The sequence below is a fragment of the Leifsonia soli genome, from assembly GCF_013408745.1.
In the GTDB taxonomy this organism is placed as follows: domain Bacteria; phylum Actinomycetota; class Actinomycetes; order Actinomycetales; family Microbacteriaceae; genus Leifsonia; species Leifsonia soli.
This window is the reverse complement of record NZ_JACCBJ010000001.1, coordinates 87,540-104,072: the sequence shown is the minus strand read 5'-3', so window position 1 is coordinate 104,072 and position 16,533 is coordinate 87,540. Positions and strand designations below refer to the sequence as shown.

At 69.9% G+C, this 16,533-nt stretch carries 15 protein-coding genes and 1 riboswitch; of the genes, 12 read left to right on the top strand and 3 right to left on the bottom strand.

Going from position 1 to position 16,533, the window contains the following annotated elements:
• Positions 1-16 precede the first annotated feature (16 nt).
• The 7 genes from sdhA to BJ963_RS00445 all read left to right on the top strand — a co-directional run bounded on the left by sdhA (position 17) and on the right by BJ963_RS00445 (position 7,173).
• The gene (gene sdhA, locus BJ963_RS00475) at positions 17-1,819 is read left to right on the top strand and encodes a succinate dehydrogenase flavoprotein subunit (protein WP_089913411.1); all 1,803 of its coding nucleotides are present in this window, start codon (positions 17-19) and stop codon (positions 1,817-1,819) included.
• A complete protein-coding gene (locus BJ963_RS00470; protein WP_179453835.1) occupies positions 1,819-2,580 on the top strand; it encodes a succinate dehydrogenase iron-sulfur subunit in 762 nt (253 codons plus the stop codon). The genes sdhA and BJ963_RS00470 overlap by 1 nt, the downstream gene beginning before the upstream one ends.
• Before the next feature lie 93 nt (positions 2,581-2,673).
• A complete protein-coding gene (locus tag BJ963_RS00465; protein WP_179453833.1) occupies positions 2,674-3,927 on the top strand; it encodes a YhjD/YihY/BrkB family envelope integrity protein in 1,254 nt (417 codons plus the stop codon).
• Positions 3,928-3,936: 9 nt separating this feature from the next.
• Positions 3,937-4,773: an exodeoxyribonuclease III gene (locus tag BJ963_RS00460; protein ID WP_089913419.1), complete on the top strand. Its 837-nt coding sequence runs from the start codon at positions 3,937-3,939 to the stop codon at positions 4,771-4,773.
• A gap of 44 nt (positions 4,774-4,817) precedes the next feature.
• The gene (gene trpS / locus BJ963_RS00455) at positions 4,818-5,828 is read left to right on the top strand and encodes a tryptophan--tRNA ligase (protein ID WP_089913421.1); all 1,011 of its coding nucleotides are present in this window, start codon (positions 4,818-4,820) and stop codon (positions 5,826-5,828) included.
• Positions 5,828-6,421, top strand: coding sequence for a GNAT family N-acetyltransferase (locus tag BJ963_RS00450; RefSeq protein ID WP_179453831.1), 594 nt, complete (start codon positions 5,828-5,830; stop codon positions 6,419-6,421). Before trpS ends, BJ963_RS00450 begins: the two co-directional genes overlap by 1 nt.
• Positions 6,418-7,173 (top strand): HAD-IA family hydrolase, encoded by a 756-nt coding sequence (locus tag BJ963_RS00445; protein ID WP_179453829.1) that lies wholly within the window; start codon positions 6,418-6,420, stop codon positions 7,171-7,173. Before BJ963_RS00450 ends, BJ963_RS00445 begins: the two co-directional genes overlap by 4 nt.
• A 112-nt stretch (positions 7,174-7,285) precedes the next feature.
• Here BJ963_RS00445 and glpK read toward each other — a convergent pair whose 3' ends face one another.
• From glpK to BJ963_RS00430, 3 genes are all read right to left on the bottom strand, one after another.
• Entirely contained in the window at positions 7,286-8,806 is a 1,521-nt protein-coding gene (gene glpK / locus BJ963_RS00440) for a glycerol kinase GlpK (RefSeq protein WP_179453827.1), read from the bottom strand.
• 72 nt (positions 8,807-8,878) lie between these two features.
• Positions 8,879-9,655 (bottom strand): aquaporin, encoded by a 777-nt coding sequence (locus BJ963_RS00435; RefSeq protein WP_179453825.1) that lies wholly within the window; start codon positions 9,653-9,655, stop codon positions 8,879-8,881.
• 132 nt (positions 9,656-9,787) lie between these two features.
• Positions 9,788-11,527, bottom strand: coding sequence for an FAD-dependent oxidoreductase (locus BJ963_RS00430; protein WP_179453823.1), 1,740 nt, complete (start codon positions 11,525-11,527; stop codon positions 9,788-9,790).
• 144 nt (positions 11,528-11,671) lie between these two features.
• Here BJ963_RS00430 and BJ963_RS00425 point away from each other — a divergent pair, with 144 nt between their 5' ends.
• From BJ963_RS00425 to ribH, 5 genes are all read left to right on the top strand, one after another.
• Positions 11,672-12,697 carry a sugar-binding transcriptional regulator gene (locus BJ963_RS00425; RefSeq protein ID WP_179453821.1) on the top strand — a complete coding sequence of 342 codons (1,026 nt, stop codon included), beginning with the start codon at positions 11,672-11,674 and terminating at the stop codon, positions 12,695-12,697.
• 67 nt (positions 12,698-12,764) lie between these two features.
• A riboswitch (FMN riboswitch) is annotated at positions 12,765-12,918 on the top strand.
• A gap of 72 nt (positions 12,919-12,990) precedes the next feature.
• Positions 12,991-14,097 carry a bifunctional diaminohydroxyphosphoribosylaminopyrimidine deaminase/5-amino-6-(5-phosphoribosylamino)uracil reductase RibD gene (gene ribD, locus BJ963_RS00420; RefSeq protein WP_179453819.1) on the top strand — a complete coding sequence of 369 codons (1,107 nt, stop codon included), beginning with the start codon at positions 12,991-12,993 and terminating at the stop codon, positions 14,095-14,097.
• A 5-nt stretch (positions 14,098-14,102) separates the two neighbouring features.
• Positions 14,103-14,732: a riboflavin synthase gene (locus BJ963_RS00415; RefSeq protein ID WP_179453817.1), complete on the top strand. Its 630-nt coding sequence runs from the start codon at positions 14,103-14,105 to the stop codon at positions 14,730-14,732.
• Positions 14,729-16,030: a GTP cyclohydrolase II gene (gene ribA, locus BJ963_RS00410; RefSeq protein ID WP_089913448.1), complete on the top strand. Its 1,302-nt coding sequence runs from the start codon at positions 14,729-14,731 to the stop codon at positions 16,028-16,030. The genes BJ963_RS00415 and ribA overlap by 4 nt, the downstream gene beginning before the upstream one ends.
• Entirely contained in the window at positions 16,027-16,503 is a 477-nt protein-coding gene (gene ribH / locus BJ963_RS00405) for a 6,7-dimethyl-8-ribityllumazine synthase (RefSeq protein ID WP_179453815.1), read from the top strand. The genes ribA and ribH overlap by 4 nt, the downstream gene beginning before the upstream one ends.
• Positions 16,504-16,533 lie beyond the last annotated feature (30 nt).

Sequence of the window (16,533 nt, the reverse complement as noted above, 5' to 3'; positions counted from 1 at the left end):
CGACAACGGAAGACTTGTGACAACAGAAGCTACTGAATCCACCGTCATCGACGGCGTCCACTACCACGAGTTCGACATCGTCATCGTCGGCGCCGGCGGCGCCGGGATGCGCGCGGCGATCGAGGCGGGCCCGCACGCCCGCACCGCCGTGATCTCGAAGCTCTACCCGACGCGCTCCCACACGGGCGCGGCGCAGGGCGGCATGGCCGCCGCGCTCGCGAACGTCGAGGAGGACAGCTGGGAGTGGCACACCTTCGACACCGTCAAGGGCGGCGACTACCTCGTCGACCAGGACGCCGCGGAGATCCTCGCCAAGGAGGCCATCGACGCGGTCATCGACCTCGAGAACATGGGCCTCCCGTTCAACCGGACCCCCGAGGGCAAGATCGACCAGCGCCGGTTCGGCGGCCACACCCGCGACCACGGCAAGGCGCCGGTGCGCCGCGCCTGCTACGCGGCCGACCGCACCGGCCACATGATCCTGCAGACGCTGTTCCAGAACTGCGTCAAGCTCGGCATCAACTTCTTCAACGAGTTCTACGTGCTCGACGTGATCATGACGGACGTCGACGGCGTCCCCCAGCCGGCCGGCGTCGTCGCCTACGAGCTGTCGACCGGCGAGCTGCACGTCTTCCACTCGAAGGCGATCATCTTCGCCACCGGCGGCTTCGGCAAGATCTTCAAGACCACCTCCAACGCGCACACGCTGACCGGCGACGGCGTCGGCATCATCTGGCGCAAGGGCCTCCCGCTCGAGGACATGGAGTTCTTCCAGTTCCACCCGACCGGCCTCGCCGGGCTCGGCATCCTCCTCACCGAGGGAGCCCGCGGCGAGGGCGCCATCCTCCGCAACGCCTCGGGCGAGCGCTTCATGGAGCGCTACGCGCCGACCATCAAGGACCTCGCGCCGCGCGACATCGTCGCCCGCTGCATGGTGCAGGAGGTCGCGGAAGGACGAGGCGCCGGCCCGCACAAGGACTACGTGCTGCTCGACTGCACGCACCTCGGCGCCGAAGTCCTGGAGACCAAGCTCCCGGACATCACCGAGTTCGCCCGCACCTACCTCGGCGTCGACCCGGTGGTCGAGCCCGTCCCGGTGATGCCGACCGCGCACTACGCCATGGGCGGCATCCCGACCAACACCGCCGCCGAAGTGCTGCGCGACAACACCACCGTCGTCCCCGGCCTCTACGCCGCGGGCGAGTGCGCCTGCGTCTCGGTGCACGGCTCGAACCGGCTCGGCACCAACTCGCTGCTCGACATCAACGTCTTCGGCAAGCGCGCGGGCAACAACGCGGTGGAGTACGTCAAGACCGCCGACTTCGTGCCGCTGCCCGAAGACCCGGCCGGTGCCGTCCGCGGCATGATCGACGAGCTCCGCACCTCCACCGGCACGGAGCGCATCGCCGCCATCCGCAAGGAGCTGCAGGACGAGATGGACCGGAACGCCCAGGTGTTCCGCACCGACGAGTCGCTCGCCCAGGTCACCCAGACCATCCACGAGCTGCGCGACCGCTACCGCAAGGTGCAGGTGCAGGACAAGGGCAAGCGCTACAACACCGACCTGCTGGAGGCCGTCGAGCTCGGCTTCCTGCTCGATCTCGCCGAAGTCGTCGTCTACTCCGCGCGCAACCGCAAGGAGTCGCGCGGCGGCCACATGCGCGACGACTTCCCGAAGCGCGACGACGAGAACTACATGAAGCACACCATGGCCTACCTCACCGGCGACCCGCACTCGTCGGACGCGGCAGACCACATCACGCTCGACTGGAAGCCCGTCGTCGTGACCCGCTACCAGCCGATGGAGAGGAAGTACTGATGTCGAACGCCGTGCTCGAGACTCCCCCGGCCCCCGAGGCCCCGGTCCCGTCGTTCACCGTCACCCTCATCATCCGCCGCTTCGACCCGGATGTGGACACGGAACCGCGCTGGCAGGACTTTGACGTCGAGCTGTACCCGACCGACCGAATCCTGGACGCCCTGCACAAGATCAAGTGGGAGCAGGACGGCTCACTGACCTTCCGCCGCTCCTGCGCGCACGGCATCTGCGGGTCGGACGCCATGCGCATCAACGGCCGCAACCGCCTCGCCTGCAAGACGCTGATCAAGGACCTCGACATCTCGAAGCCGATCTACGTCGAGGCGATCAAGGGCCTGCCGCTCGAGAAGGACCTCATCGTCGACATGGAGCCCTTCTTCGAGTCGTACCGCGAGGTGCAGCCGTTCCTCGTCGCGAACTCGAAGCCGGAGAAGGGCAAGGAGCGCATCCAGTCGGTCGCCGACCGCGCCCGCTTCGACGACACCACCAAGTGCATCCTCTGCGCCGCGTGCACGTCGTCCTGCCCGGTGTTCTGGACCGACGGCCAGTACTTCGGCCCTGCGGCGATCGTGAACGCGCACCGCTTCATCTTCGACTCGCGCGACGACAACGCCCAGGTGCGCCTCGACATCCTCAACGACAAGGAGGGCGTGTGGCGCTGCCGCACGACCTTCAACTGCACCGACGCCTGCCCGCGCGGCATCCAGGTCACGCAGGCGATCGCCGAGGTGAAGCAGGCGATCATGCGCGGGAAGCCCTGATCCACCCCCGACGACCTCGACGACGGCCCGCTCCGCACCGGAGCGGGCCGTCGTGCATCTCCGGGCCGGCCAGGGCCTCGGTATCCTGACGGCGTGGCCAAGAAGTCCCGAGGCGAGCCCTCCCCGCCGGACCCGGGTCTCCAGCGCGCCGCGGGCAATGTGGAGCCGGAGGCGGAGGAGTCGCTGAAGGAGCGCCTGGTGGAGCGCGCCGACCCCCTGGTGCGGCGGTTCCAGCGCCCGGTCGCCCGCGTCACGGGCTGGGCGAAGTGGGTCAAGGATCTGCGGCCCTACCGCGTGTACATCAACTACTCGTACTCGGACGGCAATCTGCGCGCCGCCGGGATGGGGTACCAGTCGCTGTTCGCCGTGTTCGCCGCGGTCTGGGTGGGATTCTCGGTCGCGAGCTTCTGGCTCGCGGGCAACGAGGCCGTCTTCGACGCGCTCGTCGCCCTGATCAACCGGGCGGTCCCCGGACTCATCCAGACCCCGACGACGGTCGGCGCGATCCCGCAGGACGAGCTCAGGAACGCGAGCTCCTTCGGCTGGACGGGCATCATCGCCGCCGTCGGCCTGATCTGGACGGCCATCGGCTGGCTGTACTACACGCGACAGGCGGTGCGCGCGGTGTTCCGTCTCAGCCGCGACACCACCAGCTACGTGCTGCAGAAGGTGCGCGACCTCGGGCTCGCGCTGGTCTTCGGCGTGCTGTTCGTGTTCTCCGCGCTGCTCAGCATCCTGAGCACGCAGGCGCTGACGCTCATCCTGGACCTGGCCGGGCTCTCGTCCGACTCGTTCTGGACGAACGCGGCCGCCCGCTTCTCAGGTCTCGTGGTCTCCGTCGCCCTGAACATCGTGACGCTGGGGGCGATGTTCCGGATCATGTCGCGCGTCGCCATCCCGTGGCGGAACCTGTTCTTCGGCGCGCTGCTCGGCGCACTGGTGCTCGCCGGACTGAGCGCGCTCGGCGGGCTGCTCCTCGGCGGCACCTACAAGAACCCGCTACTGGCGACCTTCGCCGTGTTCATCGGCCTCCTGCTCTGGTTCAACCTCATCTCGCGCGTCATCCTGCTCTCGGCGTCGTGGATCGCGATCGGGATGTTCGACCGCGGCCTCTCGCCGCGGGCCGTCACCCCGGAGGAGGAAGCCGCGGAGCGCGCCGCCGCCGAGCACGAGGCGCGTGTGCTCGTCGCGCGGTCGGAGCTGGCCCGGGCGCAGGACGAGCTGGCGGCGGCACGATGGTTCTCCCGCCTCGCCGCGCAGCGCCGGGTCGCGCGGGCCGAGCAGCGGCTGAATGACCTGCTCGACGGAGAACCGGCGGGCCCGCTGGGTGTCGGCCGCCCCCGGTAGGCTGGAAGCATGCCCTCGAGTCGCTTGCGCATCGCCACGATCAACGCCAACGGCATCCGCGCCGCCTTCCGCAAGGGCATGGGCGCCTGGCTCGACGGGCGCGACGTCGACATCCTCGCCATCCAGGAGGTGCGGGCCTCGTCCGAAGACCTGCAGGGGCTGCTCGGCGACGAGTGGGACATCGTCCACGACCCGGCCACCGCGAAGGGCCGCGCTGGTGTCGCGATCGCGAGCAGGCACCGCGCGTCCATCCACCGTGTGGAGCTCGGCCCGAGCGAGTTCGACAGCGCGGGCCGCTGGCTGGAGGCCGACTACGAGGTCGCCGGAACGGTGATCACCGTCGTCAGCGCGTACGTCCACTCCGGCGAGGCGGGCACGGAGAAGCAGACCGAGAAGTACCGCTTCCTCGACGCGATGGAGGCGCGGCTCCCCGAGCTGCAGAAGCACAATGAGCTCGCGGTGGTGATGGGCGACCTCAACGTCGGCCACCGCACGCTCGACATCCGCAACTGGAAGGGCAACGTCAAGCGCGCCGGCTTCCTGCCAGAGGAGCGCGAGTACTTCGACCGCATCCTCGGCGCAGAGGGCGACCCGGCGTACAACGACGGAGCCGGACTCGGCTGGGTCGACATCGTCCGCAAGCACGCGGGCGAGGTCGACGGGCCGTACACGTGGTGGTCGTGGCGCGGGAAGGCGTTCGACAACGACACCGGATGGCGCATCGACTACCAGCTGGCGACCCCCGCACTCGCGGAGCGGGTCACGGGCTGGTCGGTCGACCGCGCGGCCGCCTACGACGAGCGATGGTCGGACCACACGCCTGTGGTCGTCGACTACGCGCTCTGACGGCCCGAAGCATCCGCATCCCTCCAGATTTCGAAAGCAGAACCATGACGACACTCCCCCGCCTCTACTCCGGCATGCAGCCGTCGGCCGACTCGCTGCACCTCGGCAACTACATCGGAGCGCTCCTGCAGTGGAAGGAGCTCCAGAGCACGCACGACGCGTTCTTCTCGGTGGTCGACCTCCACGCCATCACGGTGGCGCAGGACCCGGCCGAGCTGCGCGAGAAGACCCGCCGCACCGCGGCGCAGTACATCGCGGCCGGGATCGACCCGTCCGCATCCACCCTCTACGTGCAGTCGCACGTGCCCGCCCACGCCCAGCTGGCCTGGATCCTCAACACGATCACGGGCTTCGGCGAGGCGTCGCGCATGACGCAGTTCAAGGACAAGTCGGCCAAGCAGGGCGCCGAGGCGACCTCGGTCGGGCTGTTCGCCTACCCGGTGCTGATGGCGGCGGACATCCTGCTCTTCGACGCAGAGGTCGTGCCCGTCGGCGACGACCAGCGCCAGCACGTCGAGCTCACCCGCGACCTCGCCGAGCGCTTCAACGGCCGCTTCGGCCCGACGTTCGTCGTTCCGCAGGCCATGATCCTGAAGGACAGCGCGCGCATCTACGACCTCCAGAACCCGGAGTCGAAGATGTCGAAGTCGGCGGAGTCGGGCGCGGGCATCATCTGGATGCTGGACGAGCCCGAGGTGACCCGCAAGAAGATCATGCGCGCCGTCACCGACACGGACGGCGTCGTGTCGTTCGACCGCGCGGGCAAGCCGGGCATCTCCAACCTGCTCTCGATCTACTCCGCGCTGAGCGGCCGCACGATCGAGTCGATCGAGGTCGAGTACGAGGGCAAAGGCTACGGCGACTTCAAGAAGGGTCTCGTGGAGGTGGTGGTCGAGGAGTTCGCCCCGGTCCGCAAGCGCGCGCTCGACCTGCTCGCCGACCCCGGCGAGCTCGACCGCATCCTCGCGACCAACGCGCAGCGCGCGAGCGAGGTGGCGGAGGGCACGCTCGAGAAGGCGTACGACCGCATCGGTCTGCTGAGACGGGCCCGCTGATGCCGGCGCCGGTCGTCCTGACGGGGGCGCGGGTGACGCTCTCGACGCCCGGCCACGCGGATGTCGACCGGATCGCCGAGGTGTGCGCCGACCCGGCCATCGCCCGCTGGACGACCGTGCCGTCGCCGTACACGCGCGACAACGCGGTGGGATTCGTGACCAGCGTCGTCCCGGACGGCTGGGCGAGCGGCCGGGTCTGCACGTGGGCGGTCCGGGCGGAGGGCGCACTCGTCGGCATGATCAGCATCGGTGACATCCGCGAGCACCAGGGCGAGATCGGCTACTGGATGGCGCCGGAGGCGCGCGGGCACGGCATCATGTCCGAGGCGGCCGCGCTGGTGATCGGCTACGGTTTCGCACCGGCACCGGACGGCCTCGCGCTGCGGAAACTGGTGTGGCGCGCGCTGGCGGGCAACGCCGCCAGCGCCGCCGTGGCCCGCCGCGCCGGCTTCCGCTGGGACGGCGTCGTCCCGGGCGGGGCCGAGCAGCGCGGCGAGCGGTTCGACGAGTGGCGCGGCACCCTTCTGCCGGCGGACGCCGGACGCGCGGCGGGCGACTGGCCGGACGTCTCGTACGTGCAGGCACCCGCGTGAGCGACCTCCGGATCGTGCTGTTCGACCTCGACGACACGCTGTTCGCGCATCGCGCCGCCGTCGAGGCCGGCATCCTGCGCTACGCCGAGACTCTCGGCCCGCCCTACGGGACGGCCGAGGCGGACGAGGTGGTCACCCTCTGGCACGACCTCGAAGAGGAGCACTACCACTCCTACCTCGCGGGCGACCTCGACTTCGAGGGGCAGCGCCGGGCGCGCGCCTGCGACTTCGCGGCCCGGCACGGGGTCGAACTCGACGACGCGCAGGCGAGCGCCTGGTTCGCCGACTACTTCGAGCACTACGTCGCCGCCTGGTCGCTGCACGACGACGCGGTGCCGGCGCTCGATGCGCTCCAGGCGGCCCTCCCGGGGGTCCGCTTCGGCCTGATCACGAACGGCGACCTGGCCTTCCAGGGCCGGAAGGTGGAGGCGGTCGGCCTCGACGCCCGCATGGACCACCTGATCGCGTCCGGGGAGGTCGGGGTCGCCAAGCCCGAAGCCGCGATCTTCCGCTTCGCGTGCGACGCCTTCGGGGTCCGCCCCGACCAGGCCGCCTACGTCGGCGACCGGCTGAGGACGGACGCGATCGGCGCCGCCCGGGCCGGACTCACCGGGGTGTGGCTCAACCGGCGCAACGCCGTGCCGTCCCCCGACGACGAGCGCGACGCCGTCGCCGCCGCTGTGCACATCATCCCGACCCTGGCCGACCTCGCCCCGCTGCTGACGCGCATCGCACCGCCGGCATCGAGCTGACGCGGCACGCCGTCGGCGGAGCGCCGGGACGGCGTGTCGTGGCAACCAGGTCGGCGGGCGAATGGCGAAGCGCCGCCCGGCGGATGCCGGACGGCGCTTCGAGGGGAACGGCTCAGGCGTTGCGCACGTCGTCGTCGACCCAGTCGAAGGTCTTGGTGACGGCCTTCTTCCAGAGACGGATCTGACGGTCGCGCTCCTCCGGCGCCATGTTCGGCGTCCAGCGGCTGTCCTCCTGCCAGTTCTTGCGCAGGTCGTCGAGGTCCGACCAGAACCCGACGGCGAGGCCGGCGGCGTACGCGGCGCCGAGGGCCGTCGTCTCCGCGACCACCGGACGGATCACCGGGACGCCGAGGATGTCGGCCTGGAACTGCATGAGCAGGTTGTTGGCGATCATGCCGCCGTCGACCTTGAGCTCCGTGAGGTCGACGCCGGAGTCGGCGTTGACGGCATCCAGCACCTCGCGGGTCTGGAAGGCCGTGGCCTCCAGCACCGCCCGGGCGATGTGGCCCTTGTTCACGTACCGGGTGAGGCCGACGAGCGCGCCACGCGCGTCCGCCCGCCAGTACGGCGCGAACAGTCCGGAGAACGCCGGCACGAAGTAGGCGCCGCCGTTGTCGTCGACCGTCTTGGCCAGCTCTTCGATCTCCGGTGCGCTGGAGATGATCCCGAGGTTGTCGCGCAGCCACTGCACCAGCGAGCCGGTGACCGCGATCGACCCCTCCAGCGCGTAGTGCGGCGCCGCATCCCCGAGCTTGTAGCCGAGGGTCGTCAGCAGACCGTTCTTCGAGTGGACGATCTCCTCGCCCGTGTTGAAGATGAGGAAGTTGCCCGTGCCGTACGTGTTCTTGGACTCGCCGGTGTCGAACGCGGCCTGGCCGAAGGTCGCGGCCTGCTGGTCGCCGAGGATGCCCGCGACGGGCACCTCGCGGAGGAGGCTGGACGCCTCGACCTGGCCGTAGACCTCGGACGAGCTCTTGATGGCAGGGAGCATCGACTTCGGCACCCCGAACACCTCGAGGATGTCGTCGCGCCAGCTCAGCGTCTCGAGATCCATGAACAGCGTGCGGGACGCGTTGGTCACGTCCGTCGCGTGGACGCCGCCGTCCGGGCCGCCGGTGAGGTTCCAGAGCACCCAGGTGTCGGTCGTGCCGAACAGCAGGTCGCCCGCCTCGGCGCGCTCGCGGGCGCCCTCGACGTTCTCCAGGATCCACACGATCTTCGTGCCGGAGAAGTAGGTCGCCAGCGGCAGGCCGACGATGTCCTTGAAGCGCTCCGTGCCGCCGTCGGACGCCAGGCGGTCGACGATCGGCTGGGTGCGGGTGTCCTGCCAGACGATCGCGTTGTAGACCGGCTCGCCGGTGTTCTTGTCCCACACCACCGCGGTCTCGCGCTGGTTGGTGATGCCGACCGCCGCGATGTCGTGGCGGGTCAGGTCCGCCTTGGAGAGCGCCTGGCCGATGACCTCGCGGGTGTTGTTCCAGATCTCGACCGGGTTGTGCTCGACCCAGCCGGCCTTCGGGAAGATCTGCTCGTGCTCGAGCTGTCCGGTCGAGACGATCGACCCGGACTTGTCGAAGATGATCGCCCGGGTGCTGGTCGTGCCCTGATCGATGGCGACGACGTAGTCGGCCATAGGTAACTCCTTTGTTCTTTGGGGGTGGAACGGGGAGGGGCCGGCGGGATGGCTCCCGGCCGGCCCCCGATGTCACTTGATGAGCGGGAGGAGCAGCAGCGCCAGCCAGCCGGCGATCAGACCGCCGATGATCGGGCCGACGATCGGGACCCACGAGTACGCCCAGTCGCTCGAGCCCTTGCCCTTGATCGGGAGGATCGCGTGAGCGATGCGCGGACCGAGGTCACGAGCAGGGTTGATGGCGTACCCGGTCGGACCACCGAGGCTGGCGCCGATGCCGATCACGAGGAGGGCGACGGGGAGAGCCCCGAGGGCGGCGAGGCCGGCCGCCTGGCCGGGCTGGTGGCCGAACGCGATCACCACGAAGACCAGCACGAACGTGCCGATGATCTCGGTGACCAGGTTCCAGCCGTAGCCGCGGATGGCCGGGCCGGTCGAGAAGACACCGAGCTTGTTCGCCGGGTCCGGCTCCTCGTCGAAGTGCCGCTTGTACGCCAGGAACGTCAGCACGGCGCCGATGATCGCGCCGATCAGCTGAGCCAGGATGTACAGCAGCACCGTGATGAAGTTGACCGGCACCAGGGTGTGCGCCGCCGCGGAGCCGAATGTCTTGGCGCCGTTGGCGACGAGTCCGAGGGTCACAGCCGGGTTGAGGTGCGCTCCGGAGTTGTAGGCGACGACCACACCCGAGAACACCGCGATGCCCCAACCGAAGTTGACCATCAGGAACCCGCCGTTGAAGCCCTTGTTCTTGATGAGGGCGACGTTCGCCACGACACCGGTACCGAGCAGGACCAGCATCGCTGTGCCTACCAGCTCGGACAGGAAATCTACACCGATATTGTCCACGTTGACCTTCCAGTTGTTCAGTTGACCCGCACCCTGTCGTGCGTTCTGGTGTGGCTCTTGTCAGGGTGGGCATGTGAACGCTATTGCGGGCACGCTCACCTTGACAAGAACCGTGTCATGCACGTTCGTGCATTATCGAAGCGCCGCGGCTTCGCTCCCGTCCCCCGACTTCAACTGCACCCGGTGGGCGTCGGCGAGGTCCGCTACGAACGAATCTTCCTCCTCCGCACGGCGGTTTGGCGACCATCCGAGCGCGTTTGCCGTTATTTCGGCGATCTCGTGCACCAGAGGCAGGCTGACCGCGCCGGTGAACGCCAGGCTCGTGCGCCGCAGGAACACGTCGTCGAGGTGCACGACGTGCTCGCTCCGGACGACGTGGTCGATCTCCGCACGGGAGTAGGTCGGAGCGGCGGCGAGCGGGACGTCGTCCCCGTCCCAGCCGGCGATCGCGTCGATGACGTACGTGGCCTTCGTGCCGTAGCGGTGCAGCAGCATGGCGGCGCGCTCGTCGCCGACATCCGCGCCGTACCGGGCGATCCAGTCGCGCTCCGCCTGCGGCGTGGTCGGGAAGCCGGCCCCGCCGCCGATCGGCAGCCCGAGGGTCTCGACGGTGCGGGTCGCGCCGAGCGCCTTCAGCGTCTCGTTGGCGAGGTGCTCGCTGAGTGCTCGGAACGTCGTCCACTTGCCGCCGACCAGGCTGAGCACCGTGGTGTCGCCGAGGCCGGCGACCGTGCCGGGGACGATCCGGTAGTCGCGCGACACGAACCCGGGGGCCGTGTCGTCGTGGTGCGGCAGCGGACGGACGCCGGAGAAGGTGTAGACGATCTGCTCGCGGGTGACCGGGATGCGTGGGAAAACGTGCGAGACCAGTTCGATGAAGTAGTCGATCTCGTCCTCGGTGATGACTGCACGCTCCGACATGTCCGCGTCGATGTCGGTCGTGCCGACCATGACGCGGCCCTTGAGCGGGTAGATGAGGACGATGCGGCCGTCGTTGTTCTCGAAGAACATCTCGCGGCCCTGGCAGGCCTCCAGGAGCTCCGGGTTGTCGAGCACGATGTGCGAGCCCTTGGTGCCGCCCATGTAGCGCGTCTCCTGGCCGAGCGCCTCGTTGGTCAGGTCGGTCCACGGACCGGAGGCGTTGACGACGACGTCCGCCGTGATCGTGAACTCCTCGCCGGTCTCGCGGTCGCGCACCAGCACGCCGCCGTCGCGGGCGCCGATGGCCTCGACGTAGTTGACCGCACGGGCGTGCGGGCCGGCGGCGAGACCGTCGGAGAGGACGTCGAGGGCGAGGCGCTCCGGGTCGTGCACGGAGGCGTCGAAGTAGGTCGCCGTGTACTTGAGGTCCGGGTTCAGCGCCGGCAGGATCTCGAGCGACTTCTTCCGGCCGTGGAAGGTGTGCCGCGGCACCGAGCCGCCGTCGCGCGAGAAGGAGTCGTAGATGGTCAGGCCGGTCTTGATGAGGAACGCGCCGCGCTCCTTCGGCTTGCCCTGCTTGTGGGTGAGGAAGCGGAGCGGGGCCGCGAGGATGCCGGAGAAGGTGGAGAAGATCGGGATCGTGGTCTCGAGCGGCTTGACGTAGTGCGGCGCGATCTTCAGCAGGCCGTTGCGCTCCGTCACCGACTCCTTGACGAGGCGGAACTCGCCGTTCTCGAGGTAGCGGATGCCGCCGTGGATCATGTGGCTGGAGGCCGCCGATGCGCCGGAAACGAAGTCGTTGCGCTCGACGAGGACGACGTCGACGCCCTGCAGGGCGAGGTCGCGGAAGGTGCCGAGTCCGTTGATGCCGCCGCCGACGACGAGCACCTGTGCTCGCGGGCGTTCGCGGAGGCGCTGGACCTCGGTGCGGGTGGTCGACTTCGTCGTCACGGTCTTTCCTGCTTTCTGCTGGTGTCGGGTGGTGCTGCAGCTATAGTTTTCGTGTCGGCACAACTTCGATCAAGCTCGATGCACATACGTGCACACCCCCCGATCCGCGTGAAGCGAACGTGCCGGAGGAGAAAGAGGCCCCGAATGCCCCAGCCCGAGACCGAGCATCTGCCCGACAAGGTCCGCGACGCCCTCAAGGCGGGCCACCTGTACTACATGCAGGACCTCACGATGGAGGCCATCGCGCACGAGATGCACACCTCGCGCTCCAGCGTCTCCCGGCTGCTGAGCTATGCGCGGTCGTCCGGTCTGGTCACCATCCAGATCGCCGAGCCGCACGAAGGCGCGAGCCGCATCCAGCAGACGATCCACGAGCGCTTCGGCATCGCGGCGCACATCGTGCCCATGCCGAGCGCGATCAGCGACGTCGACCGGCTGGAGCGCGTCGCGATCTCCGCTGCACGAATTCTCGACCGGTTCATCGACTCCAACCAGACCGTCGGGATCGCGTGGGGCTCGACCATGAGCGCTCTGAGCAGGCACCTCATCCCGAAGGAGCTGCACAACGTCGAGTTCGTCCAGCTCAACGGCGCCGGCAACACCTACACGACCGGCGTGCTCTATGCGTCCGAGATCCTCCGCCGCTTCGGCGACACCTACTCGGGCACGATCCAGGAGTTCCCGGTCCCCGCGCTGTTCGACGACCCGCAGACCAAGATCGCGATGTGGCGCGAGCGCAGCACCCGGCGCATCCTCGACATCCAGGAGCGGATGGATGTGGCGATCTTCGGCCTCGGCTCCCCGTTCTCGGAGGTCCGGTCGCACGTCTATGCAGGCGGCTACCTCGACCAGGCGGACTACGCATCGCTCGACGATTCGGGCGTCGTCGGCGACGTCGCGACCGTGTTCTTCCGCGAGGACGGCAGCCATCACGGCATCCCGCTGAATGAGCGCGCGAGCGGTCCGGACATCGACCTGATCAAGCGGGTCCCGCGCCGGGTCTGCATCGTGTCCGGCCCCTCCAAGGTGCACAGCCTCCGCGGCGCTCTCGCCGCAGGCCTGATCACCGACCTCATCGTCGACGAGGGCACGGCGCGGGCGCTCGTGCAGCTCACGCAGCCCCTGCCCGTCGAGCCTGCCGGCGAGCCGCGGTCCGCTGCCGCCGCGTAACGCGGCGTCGCGCCGTTTCCGGGAATAGACCGCGTCAGGGCGCGTTGATCTAGACTCGACAACGAAATACGTGCTCCGGGGTCGGTGAAAGTCCGAACCGGCGGTGACAGTCCGCGAGCGGGACGCCCAGGCGCCCTGCTGAGCCGGTGGAATTCCGGCACCGACGGTAATGCGTGCAGGCGAGAGCCGGCCCGCTCAGTCCGGATGGGAGGAAGCACGGTGGGCAGCCCGTATGGGCTGGCGCCCACGCGACCCCGGCGACACGTCTCGACGAGAGACAGGATGGCAACGGGATGACGTGGGAAGCCCCCATGCGCACGGCGCTCGAGCTCGCCGCGAACGGTCCCGCGACCGGCGCGAACCCGCGGGTCGGCTGCGTGATCCTCGACGCCGACGGCCGTGTCCTCGCCGAGGGCTGGCATCGCGGCGTCGGCACGGCGCACGCCGAAGTGGATGCGCTGAGCCGGCTGCCCGAGGGCGGAGCCCGCGGGGCCACCGCCGTCGTCACGCTCGAGCCGTGCAACCACTGGGGCCACACCGGTCCGTGCTCGGTCGCGCTCATCGAGGCCGGCGTCGCGCGCGTCGTCTACGGGACCGACGACCCTGGCCACCACTCCAGCGGCGGGGCCGAGCGGCTCCGCGAGGCCGGCGTCGAGGTGATCGGCGGCGTGCTGCGCGACGAGATCGAGGCGTTCCTGGGCGACTGGCTCACCGCCGCCCGGCTGGGCCGGCCCTACATCGTCGTCAAGTGGGCGAGCAGCCTCGACGGGCGGGCCGCCGCCGCCGACGGCAGCAGCAAGTGGATCACCGGAGCCGCGGCCCGGCAGCGTGTGCATGAGCAGAGAGAGGCGTCCGACGCGATCGTCGTCGGCACCGGGACCGTGCTCGCCGACGACCCGAGCCTCACGGCGCGGGGCGACGCGGGCGAGCTCCTGGGCACCCAGCCGACGCCCGTCGTGGTGGGCACCCGCGCCATCCCGAAGGACGCCGCGGTGTTCCGCCACCCCAACCCTGTGATCTTCGAGGGAACGCACGACCTGGAGGAGGCGCTCGCCGACCTGCACCAGCGCGGCTTCCGCCGCGTCTACGTCGAAGGCGGCCCGACGCTGGCGAGCGCCTTCGTCGCCGCCGGCCTCGTCGACGAGTACGCGATCTACCTCGCCCCGACGCTGCTGGGCGGCCCGCGGGTCGCCCTCGGCGACATCGGGGTCGAGACCATCGCCGACCAGCGCCGCCTGCGCGTGATCGACGTCGAGCGCCTCGGCGGCGATCTCCTCATCCGCGCGGTCCCCGTCGCCGACGGCGCACCCCGCACCTCCCGCCCCGCCGACGAGGGCGTCGACGCGGACGGTGCCGACATCGTCCCCACATCCCCGATTTCCACAGGCCAGGAGGGCTGACCACCATGTTCACTGGAATCATCGAAGAGCTGGGCGAGATCACCGCCGTCGAGCACGGCGAGGACGCCGCCCGCGTCACGGTGCGCGGTCCGCTCGCCGTCAGCGACGCCAAGCACGGCGACTCGATCTCGGTCAGCGGCGTGTGCCTGACGGTGATCGGCAAGGACGCGGAGACGTTCACGGCGGATGTGATGGCCGAGACCCTCGCGATCAGCACCCTCGACGGCGTCCGGCCGGGCCGCCGCGTCAACCTGGAGCGCGCCGCGCAGGTCGGCGACCGCCTGGGCGGCCACATCGTCCAGGGTCACATCGACGGCACGGCCACCGTGCTGGCGATCACCGACGGAAGCGCCTGGCGCGTCGTGCGGCTGAGCCTCGACCCCGAGCACGCACCGCTCGTCGCGCGCAAGGGTTCGATCGCGATCGACGGCGTCTCCCTCACGGTCAGCGCCGTGGGCGGCGGGCGCGAGGACGGCTGGTTCGAGGTCTCCCTCATCCCCGAGACACTGGCCGCGACGACCCTGGGCGACCGGGTCGTCGGCGACCGGGTCAACATCGAGACGGACATCCTGGCCCGCCACGTGGAGCGCATGCTCGCGCTCGAACCGGCACTGAGCGAACGGAGCGCATCATGAGCCTGGCCACCATCCCCGAGGCCCTCCAGGAGCTGCGCGCCGGCCGACCGGTCATCGTCGTGGACAACGAGAGCCGCGAGAACGAGGGGGACGTCGTCCTCGCCGCCGAGCTCGCGAGCCAGGAGTGGATCGCCTGGACGGTGAAGAACTCGTCCGGCTTCATCTGCGCGCCGATGACGAACGAGATCGCCGACCGCCTGGAACTGCCGGTGATGGTCGCCAACAACGAGGACTCCCGCGGCACCAACTACACGGTCAGCGTGGATGCGGCGGACCGCCTCTCCACCGGGATCAGCGCTGCCGACCGCGCCCACACCCTCCGCGTGCTGGCGAACCTCGACTCGACGCCGTCGAGTCTTCACCGGCCGGGACACATCCTGCCCCTGCGCGCGGTGGAGGGCGGAGTCCGCGAGCGCGACGGGCACACCGAGGCCGCGGTCGACCTGCTGAAGCTCGCCGGGATGACCCCGGTCGGGGCGATCGCGGAGATCGTCGCGGACGACGGCGAGATGATGCGCCTCCCCGGCCTGATCGAGCTCGGGCAGCGCGAGGGAGTGCTCGTCGTCACGATCGAGGCGCTCATCGCGTACCTGCAGGAGTTCCACTGCGACCAGCCGCTGGAGACGGTGGCGCCCATCCCGGAGACCTCCCGTGTGATCTTCGAGGTCGAGACGACCGTCCCGACCACGCACGGGCCGTTCCGGATGCGCGCCTACCGCGACCGCATGACGGGCGCCGACCACGTCGCGATCGTCGCTGGCACCCCGCAGCGCGACGGCACGCTCATCCGCGTCCACTCCGAGTGCCTGACCGGCGAGGCGTTCGGCTCGCTCAAGTGCGAGTGCGGCCCGCAGCTCGACGCCGCGCTCGACACCATCCAGCGGGAGGGCGGCGTCGTCGTCTACCTCCGCGGGCACGAGGGCCGCGGCATCGGGCTCATCAACAAGCTGCGCGCGTACAAGCTGCAGGAGGAGGGGCTCGACACGCTCGACGCCAACCTGGCCCTCGGCCTGCCGATCGACGCCCGCGACTACGGCGCGGCCACCGCCATCCTGCAGGACCTCGGCATCGAGTCCGTGCGCCTGCTGACCAACAACCCGGAGAAGGTGCGCCAGCTCGAGGAGCACGGCATCGAGGTCGAGGAGCGCGTGCCGCTCGTCGTCGGCGTCGGCGCCTTCAACGAGGGCTACCTGGAGACCAAGCGCGACCGCATGGGTCACGCGATCGGGGACATCGACACGGTGTCCCCGGCCACCGAGACGGCCGCGGGACTCGCGGCGGAGAGGACTGCACGATGAGCGGAGCCGGAGCCCCGAACGCGGAGGAGCGGATCGACGGGAGCGGCCTGAACGTCGTCATCGTCGCCGGAACCTGGCACGAGACGATCAGCGACGGCCTCATCGCCGGCGCGAAGCGGACGCTGGATGCGGCGGGCGCGACCCACACGCTCGTCCGCGTGCCCGGCAGCTTCGAGCTGCCCGTCGTCAGCAAGGCGGCGCTGGATGCGGGGGCGGATGCCGTCGTCGCGCTCGGCGTGATCATCCGCGGCGGCACACCGCACTTCGAGTACGTATCGGCCGCCGCGACCGACGGCCTCACCCGCGTCGCCATCGACACCGGCAAGCCGGTCGGCTTCGGCGTCCTCACGCTGGACGATGAGGCGCAAGGCCTCGCCCGCGCCGGCTTCGCGGACTCGCAGGAGGACAAGGGCGCTGAGGCCGCGCACGCGGCACTCGCGACCGCGCTCACCCTCCGCTCCCTGCGCGGCTGACGCACCTCGACGCGCCGCGGTGTCCGGGCG

What these genes read in the sequence shown, in the direction of transcription:
- BJ963_RS00470 (WP_179453835.1), top strand. Translation starts at nt 1,819, where the DNA reads ATGTCGAACGCCGTGCTCGAGACTCCCCCGGCCCCCGAGGCCCCGGTC.
- BJ963_RS00460 (WP_089913419.1), top strand. Translation starts at nt 3,937, where the DNA reads ATGCCCTCGAGTCGCTTGCGCATCGCCACGATCAACGCCAACGGCATC.
- trpS (WP_089913421.1), top strand. Translation starts at nt 4,818, where the DNA reads ATGACGACACTCCCCCGCCTCTACTCCGGCATGCAGCCGTCGGCCGAC.
- BJ963_RS00450 (WP_179453831.1), top strand. Translation starts at nt 5,828, where the DNA reads ATGCCGGCGCCGGTCGTCCTGACGGGGGCGCGGGTGACGCTCTCGACG.
- glpK (WP_179453827.1), bottom strand. Translation starts at nt 8,806, where the DNA reads ATGGCCGACTACGTCGTCGCCATCGATCAGGGCACGACCAGCACCCGG.
- BJ963_RS00425 (WP_179453821.1), top strand. Translation starts at nt 11,672, where the DNA reads ATGCCCCAGCCCGAGACCGAGCATCTGCCCGACAAGGTCCGCGACGCC.
- ribD (WP_179453819.1), top strand. Translation starts at nt 12,991, where the DNA reads ATGACGTGGGAAGCCCCCATGCGCACGGCGCTCGAGCTCGCCGCGAAC.
- BJ963_RS00415 (WP_179453817.1), top strand. Translation starts at nt 14,103, where the DNA reads ATGTTCACTGGAATCATCGAAGAGCTGGGCGAGATCACCGCCGTCGAG.
- ribA (WP_089913448.1), top strand. Translation starts at nt 14,729, where the DNA reads ATGAGCCTGGCCACCATCCCCGAGGCCCTCCAGGAGCTGCGCGCCGGC.
- ribH (WP_179453815.1), top strand. Translation starts at nt 16,027, where the DNA reads ATGAGCGGAGCCGGAGCCCCGAACGCGGAGGAGCGGATCGACGGGAGC.